The 13,423-nt window shown below is 57.3% G+C and carries 11 protein-coding genes; 3 read left to right on the top strand and 8 right to left on the bottom strand.

Annotation, left to right across the window (positions count from 1 at the left end; translation table 11 throughout):
• Positions 1-108 precede the first annotated feature (108 nt).
• On the bottom strand, positions 109-951 hold the full coding sequence (gene nfo / locus M2366_RS09395; RefSeq protein ID WP_224430538.1) for a deoxyribonuclease IV: 843 nt from the start codon (positions 949-951) through the stop codon (positions 109-111).
• A 200-nt stretch (positions 952-1,151) separates the two neighbouring features.
• Positions 1,152-3,173 (bottom strand): glycoside hydrolase family 3 protein, encoded by a 2,022-nt coding sequence (locus tag M2366_RS09390; protein ID WP_259269559.1) that lies wholly within the window; start codon positions 3,171-3,173, stop codon positions 1,152-1,154.
• Between the two features lie 244 nt (positions 3,174-3,417).
• Between M2366_RS09390 and M2366_RS09385 the strand changes: the two genes are divergently transcribed.
• Together M2366_RS09385 and M2366_RS09380 are read left to right on the top strand one after the other, a co-directional pair.
• Entirely contained in the window at positions 3,418-4,428 is a 1,011-nt protein-coding gene (locus M2366_RS09385) for an AraC family transcriptional regulator (RefSeq protein WP_042043114.1), read from the top strand.
• A gap of 235 nt (positions 4,429-4,663) precedes the next feature.
• Complete coding sequence (locus tag M2366_RS09380; protein ID WP_259269558.1) at positions 4,664-6,067, top strand: sensor domain-containing diguanylate cyclase; 1,404 nt, start codon at positions 4,664-4,666, stop codon at positions 6,065-6,067.
• A 44-nt stretch (positions 6,068-6,111) separates the two neighbouring features.
• Here M2366_RS09380 and M2366_RS09375 read toward each other — a convergent pair whose 3' ends face one another.
• Positions 6,112-7,032: a LysR family transcriptional regulator gene (locus tag M2366_RS09375; RefSeq protein ID WP_224430541.1), complete on the bottom strand. Its 921-nt coding sequence runs from the start codon at positions 7,030-7,032 to the stop codon at positions 6,112-6,114.
• Positions 7,033-7,154: 122 nt separating this feature from the next.
• On the opposite strand from M2366_RS09375, the gene M2366_RS09370 reads away from it, so the two are divergent.
• On the top strand, positions 7,155-7,913 hold the full coding sequence (locus M2366_RS09370; protein WP_259269557.1) for an SDR family NAD(P)-dependent oxidoreductase: 759 nt from the start codon (positions 7,155-7,157) through the stop codon (positions 7,911-7,913).
• Between the two features lie 225 nt (positions 7,914-8,138).
• Here M2366_RS09370 and M2366_RS09365 read toward each other — a convergent pair whose 3' ends face one another.
• The 5 genes from M2366_RS09365 to M2366_RS09345 all read right to left on the bottom strand — a co-directional run bounded on the left by M2366_RS09365 (position 8,139) and on the right by M2366_RS09345 (position 13,221).
• Positions 8,139-9,695, bottom strand: coding sequence for a lytic transglycosylase F (locus M2366_RS09365; protein WP_259269556.1), 1,557 nt, complete (start codon positions 9,693-9,695; stop codon positions 8,139-8,141).
• A gap of 314 nt (positions 9,696-10,009) precedes the next feature.
• Positions 10,010-11,686, bottom strand: a complete 1,677-nt coding sequence (locus M2366_RS09360; protein WP_259269555.1) for a hypothetical protein — start codon at positions 11,684-11,686, stop codon at positions 10,010-10,012.
• A 203-nt stretch (positions 11,687-11,889) separates the two neighbouring features.
• Positions 11,890-12,603: a hypothetical protein gene (locus M2366_RS09355; protein WP_259269554.1), complete on the bottom strand. Its 714-nt coding sequence runs from the start codon at positions 12,601-12,603 to the stop codon at positions 11,890-11,892.
• A complete protein-coding gene (locus M2366_RS09350; RefSeq protein WP_259269553.1) occupies positions 12,600-12,785 on the bottom strand; it encodes a hypothetical protein in 186 nt (61 codons plus the stop codon). The genes M2366_RS09355 and M2366_RS09350 overlap by 4 nt, the downstream gene beginning before the upstream one ends.
• 67 nt (positions 12,786-12,852) lie before the next feature.
• Positions 12,853-13,221 carry a hypothetical protein gene (locus tag M2366_RS09345; protein ID WP_259269552.1) on the bottom strand — a complete coding sequence of 123 codons (369 nt, stop codon included), beginning with the start codon at positions 13,219-13,221 and terminating at the stop codon, positions 12,853-12,855.
• Positions 13,222-13,423: the final 202 nt, after the last annotated feature.

The raw sequence follows: 13,423 nt of genomic DNA, 5'->3' as shown, positions 1-13,423 counted from the left end.
CGCCAGTCATCAAGATTGCACCATAACAAGAGGCCCCGGATTGGGGCCTCTGTTTCGGATGCGTCGCCGACGTTTTTGAGCACTCGCCAGAGGCCGCTGGCCTCGGGATCAGGCGGCCAGGCTGCGCAGCCAGCGGATCTCGTCAGCCCAGATAGACTCGTCGATGGTCTCCAGGATCAAGGGGATACCGTCGAAGTGGGCGTCCTTCATGATGTGATGGAACACCGCCTCCCCCAGATTGCCCTGCTGCAGGCTATGGTGCCTGTCGACCCGGCTGCCGAAGCTGCTCTTGGCGCCGTTGATGTGCATCCCCTTGAGATATTGAAAACCCACCTGACGGTCAAAGTCCCCGAATACCTGGGCACAGCCCTCGGGGGTGCGCAGATCGTAACCGGCGGCAAAGGCGTGGCAGGTGTCGAAGCAGATGCCGACCCGGCTCTTGTCCTCGACGCCCTCGATGATGGTGGCCAGATGCTCGAAGGACCAGCCGAGGTTGGTACCCTGCCCCGCCGTGTTCTCGATCACCGCCGTTACCCCCTGGCTGCGTTCCAGCGCCCAGTTGATGGACTCGCTCACCAGCTTCAGGCTGACCGCTTCGGGTATCTGCTTCAAGTGGCTGCCGGGGTGGAAGTTCAGATAACAGAGCCCGAGCTGCTCGCAGCGTTTGAGCTCATCCAAAAATGCATCACGGGATTTGGCCAGCGCATCGGGATCCGGGTGGCCCAGGTTGATGAGGTAGCTGTCATGGGGCAGGATCTGCGTTGGGCCAAAGCCCTCCCGCTCGCAGGCGAGCTTGAACGCATCGATGGATTTGGCGGTCAGGGGGGCGGCCTGCCACTGACGCTGATTCTTGGTGAACAGGGCGAAGGCGTTGGCCCCGATGGCCTTGGCGCGGGCTATGGTGTTCTCTACGCCGCCAGCGGCACTGACATGGGCTCCGATATACTTCATTGAATCTCCTCTGTTCTGTGGATTCTCATCATGCAACACCAGTGCGCCCCGGCACAGCAGGGCCTAGTTGGTGGATGTCATGGCATCTCCGAGATAGGGGGACATTATGCCCAAGAGGCCCAGCCGCGCCAAACCGGCTTTGTCGATAGCGGCCATAGAAAAGGCGCCCGCAGGCGCCTTGAAGGTCTCTGTTGCTGGACTTAATAGGCCAGACCCGCCCCATAGGGATAGAGCGGATTGACTGAGTCGCTCGCCACATCCGGGTGCTGGTTCAATACCGCCTGCCAGTTGGAAGGGAGCTCGAAGGGCAACTTGCCCCGCGCCTTGGCCTTGCCGCTGATGACGTCAAACAGGGCCTGATCCAGGGCGCCGAAGTTGGCCAACAGCACCTGGGCGGCCGGAGCCACCTCGGTCAGGATGGCAGGCCTGTCCAGATAGACGGAGAGTACCAGGGGCACGCCGGCCTGCTGTATGGCCTGGATGGCGGCCAGATCCTCGCTGCCATGGTAGACCCCCTCATGGGCCGTCTCCTGCTCCGCCTGGCCCGCACTGGCAAAGCCAAGCTGACCGAAGTGGATGTTGCCAAAGGGGAAGCGCGGATCTTGCTCATTCGGGGTGTTGACCCGGGCGATGGCGAGATCGGCCTGGGCCAGATCGGTCACGACGGTGAAGCCGTTGGCCGTCGCCACCGCCTCATTGACCTGATAGAGATAGACCCGCTTGCCCTGTGCCTGGAGTGGCAGCATCTTGCCCTCATTTTTCAGCAGCACGTGGGCCGCCGCCTGGGCCGCCTGAGCCGCGTCCTGGAACTCGGCCTTGCCCACCAGCGCCACCGCGGCCTGGGCATCGACATAGGGGTTTTCAAACAGTCCCAACTCGAACTTTTGCACCAGAATGCGCAGGGCAGAGGTCGAGAGCGCCGCTTCCGTCACCAGCCCCGCCTGCACCGCCGCCAACAAGGGCGCGGGATCCTCGACGCCGCCAAACTGATCCACCCCGGCGTCAATCGCCTTGGCGTAACGCTCGGCCTTGGTCAGGTTCTCGACCCCCCAGGACATGCCAAAGGGCACCGTCCAGGGACTCACCCCTGCGGTGAGCTGCTCCGCGGTCAGGCCATCCTCGCAGGTGGTGTCGCAGTCATTGACGATGCCCCAGTCGCTGAGCACCACGCCGTCAAAACCAAAGTGGCCGCGCAGCAGGTCGGTGAGGATCTGGCGGTTGAAGCCAAAGCCCACCTCTTCGATGGGCTGCCCTGCATAGGTCAATCCCTCCGGCTTGGCATAGTAAGGCATGACAGCGCCGACCTTGGCCTCGAAGGCCCCTTCAAACGGCACCAGGTGATAGGCAAACTGATCCCCCGGATAGACCTGCTCCTTGCCCCAGGGGTTGTGGGCATCCAGTCCATCCTTCTGGGGGCCTGCGCCAGCGAAGTGCTTGACGACGGTGATCACGCTATCTTTGCCTATTCCCTCGCTGCCGTGCTGGAAGCCCTCGATGTAGGCGCGTACCAGTGACTTGGCGAGCAGGTTGTTTTCGCCAAAGGTGCCATTGATGCGACCCCAACGTGGCTCGGTCGCCAAGTCAGCCTGAGGGGAGAGGGCTTCGTGGATGCCGACCGCCCTGTACTCCTGGCGGGCGATGTCACCAAAGTGCTGCACCAGTGCCGCATCCCCGATGGCGGCGAGCCCCAGGGTCTCCGGCCACTGGGAGAAGGCACCAGCACCGATGCTGGTCGCGTTGGGATCGTGGGTGAAGTGGTTGCGGGGATCCGTACTGATGGTCAGGGGAATGCCCAACCCCACCCCTTCCAGCACCGCCTGCAGCTTGTTGTTGTCCTCGGCGATGGCCGCCGGATCCCCGGCCATCCGGGTGATGTAGGTGTTGACCCCATCGATGCGCAGCATCTTGTCCATGGCACTCAGATTGACCCGCCCCTTGTCGTCGAGCACCAGGGTGCCATGCATCATCAGGCCGGCCTTCTGAGCCAGGCTCAGTCGGCTCAGTAGATCCTGGGCGCGCTCGGCGGCGCCCAGACGCCAATCCTCGTAAGGGGTCAAGGTGCCGCTGCCATCCAGATCCTTGAATTGCAGGCCATCTTGTTCAATCAGACTCGCGGTACGGTGGCCCAATTCGGGTTGGCTGGGCTTGGGGGAGGAGTCATTGTCGTTACAGCCCGTCAGCAGCAGGGCGCTGATTGTCAGGGCGAGACCAGGGTATTTCATTATTGTGACCTTCCTTGTGTGTATGAGTCTGGCCACTCTATGCAAAGGCCGCCGCCCACACTTGCCCGCCGGGTGCAGGAACTTGACGGTTGGGAGCAGGTTGCAAAAGTGTGAAAAGCCTTGCAGGGTTACCTTTGGTTACACAAGCAGGACGAGAAATTGCGCCGGGATCACGGCAATGGATCCCCAACCGGGGATGATGGCGGGCCATGATGAACAGGTACCGCCGACAAGGAGTTCAGCCGTGAAAAGTGTTTCCAACCGGATTGCCCTGCACTGCCTCGCCCGCTGGCAGGCCCAGGGCCGGGATCCCGCCTCGCTCCTCCTTGCTGCCGGGATAGCCCGGGAAGAGTTGCATATTCCCCAGGGACGCATCGATGCCCAGCGCCACTTCCGGCTGCTGGCCCACTGCGCGCCCCATGCCGATCTTTCCAATCACTGGTCGCCCCCCTCCTTGACGGGGTTGTTCTCCGATTATCTGCCCCTGGCCAGCCTCTGCTGCAACGCCGCCACCTTGCGTCAGGCCCTGCAATTTTTCCTGCGCTATCGCCCCCTGATCGGCGAGTGCGACCGGATCACGCTGCAGGAGCAAGATGGCGTGGCGCGGCTTAGCTACTATTCGGACTCCGATCACCCGGATGTGATCGCCATGAGCAGCCTGGTCAACCTCTGCTATCTCTATGCCCTGGTGCAATTCTATCAACCGGGCCAGGGTCAGCTGGTGCTGCCCACCCCGGTACGCCCAAAACTGTGGCGGGAGCTGGCGGCCTGGCTGGCAGGGCAGGTGCGCCTGGGGGATGGCTATCAGCTGACGTTCCCCGCCGCCCTGCTCGATCAGCCCTATGGCGGCCACAATGCCGCCTTGCAGCCGCTGTTGTTGGGGGAGCTGACCCAGCAGATGGCGCAGTTGCAACCGCCCTCCCATTATCGCGAGCAGGTATTGACCCTGATCCGGCGCCAGCTCTGGTTGGGAGATGCAGATCCCCGCACCCTGCTGGCCGGGATCTGCACGACCCTGAACGTGACTCGCTGGACCCTGAACCGCCATCTGCGCGAGGAGCAGTGCCACTTCTCGGCCCTGCTGGAGCAGGTACGGCGAGAGGAAGCCTGCCGCTTGCTGCTCGACTCCTCTTTGCAGTTGCAAGAGGTGGGGGGACGGCTCGGCTTTGCCAGCCAGAGCAGCTTCACCCGCTTCTTCAAGGAGGCCTTTGCGCAATCCCCCAGCCAGTATCGTGCCCGCCGCTACCGGGAGTGAGCGTGCTGGCTGATAATGCTGGCTGAGAGTGCTGGCTGAGAGTGCTCCCATGCCCCCTCACCGGGCCCTGTCTTGCCCATCGTCAGTGGCCGGCAAGCCTGAACAGGGACCCGCTGATGAGCGCGAGGCCGCGATCTGGCTCACAGGGGGTGAACCATCTGAATTTATTAAATTTAGTTACAGCATGACATTGGCTATAGTAGCGCCACTGGCATCATAAGAACCGATCAACGGATTGAACATACGCTTAGCTCCCCTCTCCCCGTCCTGGCGGACTCGGTTCGCCCTGGCACTGGCCTGTCTCTGCTATTGCCTCACGGGCTGGCTGGGGCAGACGCTATTTAGCCTGCAACCCGCCAACATCACCCTGATCTGGCTCCCCTCCGGGATTGCCTTGATCATGCTGCTGAACTGGGGGATGAGGGCGCTGCCCTGGATATGTTTGGGCAGCTTCATGTTGAACGTAAAAGGCATGATGATGGAGGGCGCCCTGCTCCCCTCCCTGTCCCATACCGCTATCGCCGCCCTGATCGATGCCCTGGCCCCGGCACTTGCCCTGCGCCTGCTACAAGGTTTCCTGCCCCTTGGGGTGCATAATGCCAACGATCTCATCAAGTTTGTGGTGCTGGCTGGCGTGGTTCCCATCTCGCTCTCCAGCCTGCTGCTCGCATGGAATCTGGTGCTGGGTCACTACATTCCCGGATCCGCGCTGCCCGGCATGGTCAAGATGCTCTTCCTTGCCGATATCCTCGGCATCCTGTTGATGTACCAGATCTATGTCGGCTGGCAGGAACCGCATGCCCTGCGCATTGCCCAACTGCGCCACATCATACTGCCCGGGGTAGGCCTGTCGCTGTTCGCCCTGCTGGGACTGGGTCTGCAGGCCGGCTGGTTGTTCTATCTGCTCCCGCCTCTGCTGATCGTGCTTGCCTTCGAAGTCAGCCGGTTTTATCTGGGGATATTTAGCAGCCTCGCCATGCTGTTCATGATCCTGGCCACGGCGCACGGACTCGGCCCTTTCATCCATCTGACCCAGGAGGAGACCAACACCGAGATGATGGCCTTCGTGCTCTCCTCGGCGCTGACCATCTTCGGGGTCTCATTGCAGCGGGCCCAGTTGCGCCGCACCGAGCAAGACAAGCAGACCGCCGAGAAGGAGGCCAGTTACGATCCCTTGTCGGGACTGCTTAACCGCCGCGCCTTCATGCCGCAGCTGGCGCGGCTTGCTGGCCAGGCGCGCCCCTATTGCGTGGCCATGCTGGACATAGATAACTTCAAGTCAATCAATGACACCCATGGTCACAGGGTGGGCGATCGGGTGATCCAGACCCTGGCCCAGATCATCCATAACCATTGCCGCAGCCAGGACATCACGGCGCGGATCGGGGGAGAGGAGTTTGCCCTGGTACTGATCGATATATCGCCAGCGGATGCCTTGCCGGTGCTGGAGCGGATCCGCAGCACCCTCGCCAACATGTCCATCGTCGCCGAGCAGCAGACCCTCTATTGCACCCTCAGCATTGGCTGGGCCGAGAGCGCGCCCACTCTTGATGGGGATACCCTGCTGCACCACGCCGATCTCGCCCTCTATCAGGCCAAGGCGGCAGGCAAAAATTGCATCGTGAAATTCGCCGGCTAATTTTCCTGCCGCGTCAGTTTTCCTCCCTGCCGCGCAACCCCTTGTCACTCAGCGCCATCCGTCCCTGGCGCCGGGGCATTCCCCAGCACGCCTTCGAGCCACTGGATGAAGGCCTGCACCCTGGGCGCCAGTTGGCGGCGATGCCCATAGAGCACATGAATGGGCAGCGGTGGCGCCTGCCACTCGGGCAAGAGGGCGACCAGCTCTCCCCTGGCCAGCAGCTCAGCGACGCCCTGCTCCGGCAACTGTATGATGCCAAGCCCGGCCAGGGCCGCGGCCAGGTAGCTCTCGCTGTCATTGACGGTCAGGGCGCCCGCCATGGGATGGCGTTCGACCCGGCCATCCGACCCCAGCACCTCGAATCCCGTCTGCTCACCGCCAAGATCGCTGCCGTAGTGGATCAACTGGTGTTGAGCCAGATCCGCCAGTGTCCCCGGTAGCCCGTGCCGAGCGAGATAGGCGGGACTGGCGCAGTTGATCTGCCGATATTGACCCAGCCTGCGCGCCACCAGGCTGGAGGATCCCAACGTCCCGACCCGTACCACGCAATCGAACCCTTCCCGCACCAGATCGACCCGCCTGTCCGTGGTGCTCAGCATCAGGGTCAAGTCCGGGTGCTGAGCCAGAAACGCCGATAAGCGAGGGATCACCTGTAGCCGAGCCAAGCGACTCGGCATGTCGACCCGCAATCGCCCGCTCAGACGCTGCGCGGGCTGAAACAGGCTCCGCAACTCGTCCACATCCGCCAACAGATCCAGGCAACGCTCGTAACAGAGCCGCCCATCCGCGGTGAGTTGCACCCTGCGCGTGGTGCGTTGCAGCAATCGGGTGCCCAGTTGCTCCTCGAGACGACGAATGGTGAGCGAGAGGGTCGCCTTGGGCACCGCCAGCTGTTCGGCGGCGCGGGTAAAGCTTTCCAGCTCGGCTACCCTCACAAACATACCCATGGCATCCAGTTGATCCATATCGGCTATTGTTTATGTAAATGGAACATTGCATTCAGTATGACCATCTTTATCCAGTTTCAAAGATTAAATACAGTCGTGACACCGCATCTCCCTACCGCCAACCAACTCAGGAGTTCATCATGTACCAACCCATTGCCCTCATCACGGGCGCTAGCCGAGGCCTTGGCCGCAACACGGCCCTGACCCTGGCAGCCCGGGGGATCTCTCTCATCATCACCTATCGCAGCCAGGCCGAAGAGGCCGATCTGGTGGTTGAAGCCGCTCGCACCCTGGGAGTCCAGGCCCATGCGCTGGCGCTGGATGTGGCCGACAGCGCCAGCTTCCCGGCCTTTGCCGAGCAGGTGCAGCTGCTGCTGCAAAGCCAGTGGCAACGGACCCAGTTCGATTTCCTGGTCAACAATGCGGGCATAGGTATCAACGCGCCCTTCGAGCAGACCACTGAGCAGCAATTCGATACCCTGATGAACATCCACCTCAAGGGCACGTTTTTCCTGACTCAGCAACTATTGCCCCTGCTACGCGATGGAGGGCGCATCGTCAACCTCTCCACCGGTCTGACTCGGTTCGCCCTGCCGGGTTATGCCGCCTATGCGGCCATGAAAGGAGGCATTGAGGTATTGAGCCACTATCTGGCCAAGGAGCTAGGGCCGAGGGGCATCGCCGTCAACGTGGTGGCCCCCGGCGCCATAGAGACTGACTTTGGTGGGGGTGTCGTGCGCGATAATCGGGATGTGAACGATTTTATTGCCAGCCAGACGGCGCTCGGCCGGGTGGGTCGTCCTGACGATATCGGTGGTGTCATCGCCGCCCTGCTCGCGGACGATTGCCGCTGGATCAATGCCCAGCGCATCGAAGCCTCCGGGGGCATGTTTATCTGAGTCGATCGCCACGACGCGCTAAATAACATCACGGCACAGGGGACTCATCAAATGGCCTGTTTGCCACGGGGACGCCACTCCCCCGCTGACGCCGGGGGATAACACAGACCCTGCCGGCCACAACATCCACTGGCCGCGAGAATGGATTGCCAGCACAGCCGGTACACCCCATGCAACGCAGAGGCGCCCAAGCCAATGACTTGGGCGCCTCTGTAATAGCGATGGTTATTTCGTGGCGGGTGCAGGCTCAGCTGTAATGATTTTCGGGGTCGTTAGCGTATTTGCGGCCCCACTGGCCTTGCCCGCATCTTGCTCCAACGCGGCGGCAGCCTGGTTTTTTTGTTCGATCTGCTCCATCACCAACTTGTAGGCGATATAGTACTTATAAATGTTGCCCACATAGGTCACCGTCTCAGGGCCTATCTTATCTGCCGCCACATATTCGACATTCTGGAACCAGATATTGGGATCCAAGCCCCGCTTCTTGGCTTCTGCTCGCAAGCGCGCCACCCGGGCCGGCCCCGCATTATAAGAGGCGAAGGAGAAGAGCGCCTTGTCCAGATCGGTCATGGGCTCGTCTGCATAATAGTGATCTATCATCCAGCGCATATATTTGACCCCACCGTGAACGTTGGGCTCAGTCTGGCGAATATCCCCCACCTTCATCTGCTTGCCAGTGGCGGGCATCAGCTGCATCACACCGATGGCGCCCACATGACTACGCGCCTTCTGGTTGAGGCCCGACTCTTGATAGCCCTGGGCCGCAATGAGCAACCAGTCCACCTCATAGCGTGCTCCGTATTGGCGAAACAGGTCGACCAATTGCAGAAACTTCTTACGGTCAGCCTCGGCGGCCGCGCTCTTTACATACTTATTCTGCTTGAGATAGAGGGCCAGCCGCTGAGATCCAGTCTGCTTGCCCCGCAGCGCCGCGATCTGCTTATTGAGCATCGCCAACAACTGGGTGCTCTCCTTGCGTACCGCCCAGGCGATGACACCCCCTTCACGAAATACCGGCTGCTCATGAACGTTGATATCGGGAAAAATCTGCTTCCAGAAGCGCGCCTTGTGCTCATCCACGATGATGAACGGCAGCAGACCGGCATTGACCATTTCGATCAAGTCTTCATCTTCCAGGGTCTCAGGTACGGCACGAATGTCAATCAACGGCTGCCCGGCGGCCTTGCGCGCCTGGTTATCACTGAGCAGGCTCTCGAAATAACTCGATGAGGGGCGCACATAGATGGCCTGTCCACCGAGATCCCCCGCCCCTTCCACCTTGGGGGAAGCCGGGCCCGAGACCAGCAGTTCACGCACATCCTCAAGCAAGGGGTCGGTGAAATTAACCCCCTGCTTGCGCTGATCCGTGATGGTGAGATTGGCGGCGGCGATATCGCCCTTGCCGGCGATCAGATCGCTGAATAACTTGTCCCGCGCGACCGGAATAAAGACGATATGTAATTTGAGGTGACGCTTGATGGCTTTCTCTTTTCGCAACTGGCCGTTGTAGCGCTGCTCAAGCTGCATAAAGCCATCATAGGTGACACCCCGTTGCACGCCCTTGTTGATGAAATAGCCAGTCTTGTTGTAAGTGGTCAGCACCCGGATGCGGCCCCGTTCCAGCATGGCATCGAGATCCCCCAAGGCGGGCTTTGATAGCTCAGCACTGTTAAAGTCCAGCTGAGCACGCTCCTCTTCCTCCTCCTTGGGGTCAGCCCCCCAAACCTGCGACCAAGGCCCCATAAAGAGCCCCCACATCATCACTATCCATAACCCTTTCATAGTGGCTACCTCACCCATTTTATTGAGTGTAGTGCCGCCCGGATCGCCACTTAGCTTATTGCGTTTGATCTTATGGAGGGGTAGTAACCAGATGGTATTGAATCAGACGGCTTTGCTGGGATGTCGCCGCTGGCGATGTGGCAGAACCCGCTCGATAGTGATATCGATTCCTGCTGTGGGGAGATAGGCCAATCCCAGCGCCCGCACTGTAACCTCTATCACCTTTGCCCGCCTGATAACGAGCCAGATCCTTTTCGCTGCGTACTGACGCCATCTACCAGTTTCGTTGAACGATTGGTTTTCCTATCAAACTGTTATGTAGCGCTTGGATTAGGCATGCTGGGCGATGATCCTGACTCTTTGAACCATCCAATCAAGAAGCCGATAAACGTGAATAAATAGATTGCAGCTAGGATTATATTCACCCATATCTTGTAGTAAATACTCTCGACTTCCTCTTTCTGCGTTGGGGTAAACGCCCTATTCAAAGTGATAAATACATTTCCATTAGATTTTATTTCTTTCTTAACAACCAAGCCATGAATAGAATTTCTAACCGGTAATTCATTCCCATAAACATACCCTGAAATACTCTTTTTTACTAGTTCAGAGCTAATCATTGCATTGGCTGTCATTTTTATTTTTTGCGCTCGTTCAGACAAATATGTGATGATATATATAGGTGATGTATCAAAGTCATATATTCTTTCACCTGTCATAGTCATTGTAATAGGGCAATTAACCTGATTCCTGGATTTTATATTTATAAGGTACTCATAAGCTTCAGGGTACATCTCGAAGAGAGATTTTTTCTCATCCAATTCTACACTGTAGTCCATGCCTATAAGGTGCTGTACGGCATCCTTGAAATCGTCTTTTTTCAGTTCCGACTTATCACGAAGGCACAACGTATCATCAAAATCATGATTGACTACCAAAACACTGTTTATATGAATAAACTCTTTTGGCAACACCTCGTATAATGCGGAGAAATGGTCGCTATCAATCACTTTCTCCCTTACATATTCTATATAGCCATTATGAATCAGATACGCTGGCGAGTGGTATAAGTTATGAATAAAAATAAAATGTGCAACAAATAGCACCAGCGCCAAGGCGCAGTTCCACTGGCGAGAGCCAAAGAGTAGGAATTGAGCTCCATCTACATACTCCTTGTTATTTAGTCGTTCCGGAGATAGAAACACCTCATGGTGGGAACGCACGCAATGCAATGTGTAGCGCTCCCCCGGCTGCAACTTCTTTGCGGGGTCGCTGACCATACACTCATTGATGATTTTCCTTTCACCAAATGCGCTATTGGCAGACATGAGTGAGCATTTCCCCTCGATCAGAAATAGACGATGCTGCTTTTGGATCAACCATAAATAAGCACCGAGCATACCGAGGATTAAGGTGGTTAATATTGACAGCATGGGGATGCTGCTCGACAAAGAAGCGATGAAAGTAAAAAGTGAAAATAACGGCATGATGAAGTGCAATCCCTCAAGATAGACGACATCAAATTCTCTAGGCACCCACTGCCTGGGCAGGTTTTCTAACCTCTTGGCTTCAGGAATAAAGAGTGCATCATCGGCACTGATGGCGTAGAGCGCATCTTTATAGATAATTCCTCGGATATCAACGGTATGGGATTCATCCTTGCTGGAAGGGGGCGCTGGCCAATAAATAGACTCCACCCTCAGGTCACCAACACAGGTATCTTGCCACCGCTGACGCCATCCAGGCGCCAGCTGGCGAATGTTATAGATCCCTTCATGCTGATAGATGGTACCGTCGATAAATCGTCGCCTATATATCTTTCTCAGCAAAACCAGATCGGTATCAGATAGCACATCGGCTGTCATGCCTTGTTCTTTCAATCTAGAAATGGCCTCATCCCTTTCCTTCTGGCGCAGGGTATTGTCTGACCACCAGCAAAGCAACATCATGATCTTGATGATAATCATTAATAGGGGTAGGAAAATGTACAAAAATAATGCTCCTAACTTAGAGGGTTGATCAGATAATTCTTCCCTGATGGCAAAGTGTCAAGGGAGGCAGTGAACTCCTCATACTCCTGCTACTCGATTGCAGCAGCCAGCGCTCCAGGGGAATGCGGCCATAACGGCCCAGCAATATAGTGGCGACCAGATAGGCTATACCACCGAGTGCGAACGTCATGTAGAGAGCCGACCTAAAATTCACGCCAACTATTAACCTCTCTCACTTCATGATTAGGTAAATATGGGTATATATAATTCAGCACTTTATCTGCCTCACCTTGCTGGCAATATAAATAGATAAAGTTTCCCGCATCAAAAGGTTCACTGCAGACTATCAAGGCATCTTTTCTCTTGAAAATCTTCAAATAACCATTTGGTGTAAACAAACATCCTCGGTGTTTTTTTACCGGTCGCATATCCTTGATTTTCCATGCCAGCAGAGCGCTGGCACCGGCACCAATAAAGGCAGCAGGGCCCAACATGCCCGCGGCCAACACACAGACACCACAGCCAAACCAGCCCAATCCACGGGCGATGGTAAAAGCTATATCGGGAATACTATCCTGCTGGGTATAATATATACCTTTAGATGTGAGATGATAGTTATATATGTTATCTGGTAATAATAAGAACCTTACATACCCTCCCCCGAACACAGCAAATAAAGAAAAAAACCACAAGGATGTATTAGCACCATATTCTCCAGTTGTTCCTGTAACATAGGCCAAAACAATGAAAATAAAAAATACTATGCCACTGACAAGCCAGCGATGAGGATCTTTATGGGATATATCCCACTGATGGAGCACAGGCTCCTTTTCCAATTCGCGATAGCTGTCGCTGATATAACTGCGCAAGGCCTCCCCTTGCAGGAGAGACAAGTTATCGGTGTGCTGTTCATTCATGGTGCTATTCCAATCATTATGCCTTCGATGGGCAGGCTGGCATCACGCTCTGCGGTGAGCACGACCCTCGCCCGCAGATCGCCACGCACCACGAAGCGTTGCGCTGTGCCGCTCAGGCTTTCATCTGCCGGGTAGGTGATCAGTGCGATGAGCTGGTCATACGGGTTCAGGGTATGAGGCACGCGGTACTCTCCACCCTGCCCCTTGCTGCTTGCCAATGCAATGGCCTCGGCCGGGGGCTGATCGGGATCAGGTCCGGTTGCCCTGATGTTTTAGCAAGGTCTTGAGCGCGTCACTCTGCGTGCGCCTGAAGCTGCTCGCCACCCAGATGAACGCCCCCGCGATGGCGAGCATCATCACCACGTTGAATGGCGTCTCCTGGACCATCAGCATAAACCCTATATTGAGCAACCCGACCAGGCAGATAAACATGCTCCACACCCGCATCATCTTGACCGCCTTGACAGCAGCCCCCTCATCGGAGGCCACAACGGCGTCGGCCACCAGTTGCTGGCCCCGTGCCACGGCGTCGGATAAGACGGCCTCCAGCTCGTCGGCATCTTGCTTCTCAATGGCCATCAATTGGCGTTTGTCCTGAATGATGTAAAACGTCTTCATAATGTCCTCGTGAAAACCTTGGGATACTGAGGCCGCCGCTTGGAAAAATGGCGGGCGGCGGTGCCAAATTAGGTGGGCAGACCAGCGTTTTTACGGTTTAGCACGCCAACGGAATGCGACCATAACGGCCCAGCAGGGTGGCGGCCAGACAAGCAATACCGCCGGCCGCCAACACCATTGAGATAGCCAGCCTAAAATTCAC

This window comes from Aeromonas sp. BIGb0405, from assembly GCF_024807335.1.
Classification (GTDB): domain Bacteria; phylum Pseudomonadota; class Gammaproteobacteria; order Enterobacterales; family Aeromonadaceae; genus Aeromonas; species Aeromonas rivuli.
This window is presented reverse-complemented; position numbering and strand designations above follow the sequence as displayed.

Excerpts from the sequence above, each read along its gene's own strand:
- nfo (WP_224430538.1), bottom strand. The coding sequence starts at position 951 with ATGAAGTATATCGGAGCCCATGTCAGTGCCGCTGGCGGCGTAGAGAAC.
- M2366_RS09390 (WP_259269559.1), bottom strand. The coding sequence starts at position 3,173 with ATGAAATACCCTGGTCTCGCCCTGACAATCAGCGCCCTGCTGCTGACG.
- M2366_RS09375 (WP_224430541.1), bottom strand. The coding sequence starts at position 7,032 with ATGGATCAACTGGATGCCATGGGTATGTTTGTGAGGGTAGCCGAGCTG.
- M2366_RS09370 (WP_259269557.1), top strand. The coding sequence starts at position 7,155 with ATGTACCAACCCATTGCCCTCATCACGGGCGCTAGCCGAGGCCTTGGC.
- M2366_RS09365 (WP_259269556.1), bottom strand. The coding sequence starts at position 9,695 with ATGAAAGGGTTATGGATAGTGATGATGTGGGGGCTCTTTATGGGGCCT.
- M2366_RS09355 (WP_259269554.1), bottom strand. The coding sequence starts at position 12,603 with ATGAATGAACAGCACACCGATAACTTGTCTCTCCTGCAAGGGGAGGCC.
- M2366_RS09345 (WP_259269552.1), bottom strand. The coding sequence starts at position 13,221 with ATGAAGACGTTTTACATCATTCAGGACAAACGCCAATTGATGGCCATT.